The sequence below is a fragment of the Halorubrum tibetense genome, assembly GCF_042661865.1.
Classification (GTDB): Archaea; Halobacteriota; Halobacteria; order Halobacteriales; family Haloferacaceae; genus Halorubrum; species Halorubrum tibetense.
The window spans coordinates 1-1510 of the sequence record NZ_JBHSWW010000420.1; the positions used below are offsets into that span (position 1 = coordinate 1).

Below are 1510 nucleotides of genomic sequence, written 5' to 3' on the forward strand. Positions count from 1 at the left end.
GCGTGGCGGGGGAAGCGGCGGCGGGAGCGCGGGCGGTGCCGGCGGATCGAGCGACAGCTCCGACCCCGCGGAGGGGACGGGGAACCGGTCACAGGAGATCGCGAACAAACAGGCGCGGGTGTACGACGCCGCAACCGGGGACTCGAGCCACTGGGAGGAGGAAGGGACGAGCTACGAGGACGACCGGCTCCCCTACCTGGTCTCCGGCTACGGGGACGCCGCGAGGGACGCTCGGCAGGACGCCGGTCTCACCGTCGAGGAGCTGGCCGACGAGCTCGGCGTCGCCGAGGACGACCTCCACGCGATCGAGGACGGACGGGCCGCGACGGCGAACGTCGGCGGCTCCGTCGTCCGCGCGGTCGAAGAGCGCCTCGATGTCGCGCTCGTGGACGAGTGACCCGCCCGCGTTGTGGAGGAGTGACTCGCCCGCGTTGTGGACGGACGGCCGACGTTCGCCGAGAGACGACCGTCCGAGGGGCCACACGACCCGAGTCGAAACGACCAATCCTACCGGGATCGATCCCTCGATAATGGCGGCGATCCGTCGATGACGGCGATCAAGGACAGCGTCCACGGACACGTCCGGCTCGGTCCGGCCGCGGTCGATCTGATCGACACACCGGCGTTCCAGCGGCTGCGCCACATCAAGCAGCTGTCGACCGTTCGGCTCGTCTACCCGTCGGCGAACCACACGCGCTTCGAGCACAGCCTCGGCGTCTACCACCTCGCCCGGCAGGCGCTCGACGGCCTCGGACTGGACGACGAGACGGCCGCACATGTCCGTGCGGCCGCCCTGCTTCACGACGTGGGTCACGGCCCCTACGGCCACCAGACCGAGGGGATCATTCGACGGCGGACCGGCAAGGACCACGACGAGGTGGAGTGGTTGTTGACCGACGCCGATCGGGAGCTGTGTACGGTCCTCGAACGGCACGGGCTCGATCCCGAGCGCGTCGCGGCCTTGGTCGCCGGCGATGGGGGTGTCGGGCAGCTCGTCTCGGGGGAGCTCGACGTGGACCGGATGGACTACCTCGTCCGCGACGCTCACCACACCGGCGTCCCCTACGGCACCGTCGACACCGGCCGGCTGGTGAACGAGCTCCGCCTCGTCGACGACGGGCGAGAGCGAGGGGCCGACGACGCGGCGCTCGTCCTCGCCGAGGGGAACGTCGCGACCGCCGAGAGCCTGCTCGTGGCCCGGTCGCTGATGAACGCCGTCGTCTACCGGCACCACGTCTCCCGAGTCGCGGGCGCGATGCTCGAACGCGCGTGCGAACGCTATCTCGACCGCACCGACACCGGTGTCGAGGCCTTCCGCCGGCTGGCCGACCACGACCTACTCGTTGCGGTCCGCGACGTGGTTCCCGAGCTCGGCGAGCGGATCGAACGCCGTGACCTGTACAAGCGCGCGGTCTGGGTCGGCCTCGGGGACGTCCCCGCCGGCACCGTCGACGCGGAACACGCCGAGGAGCTCGCGGCCGAGCGCGAGATCGCCGACCGCGTCGGGATC

2 protein-coding genes are annotated in these 1510 nt (G+C 71.3%); both read left to right on the plus strand.

From position 1 onward, the window contains the following. Window positions 1-397 (plus strand): helix-turn-helix domain-containing protein (locus ACFQEU_RS15745; protein WP_379783703.1); only part of this gene is annotated, 397 nt, incomplete at its 5' end. A gap of 150 nt (window positions 398-547) precedes the next feature. Further along, window positions 548-1510, plus strand: a 963-nt coding sequence (locus ACFQEU_RS15750; protein ID WP_379783705.1) for an HD domain-containing protein, incomplete at its 3' end; no start/stop codon positions are given.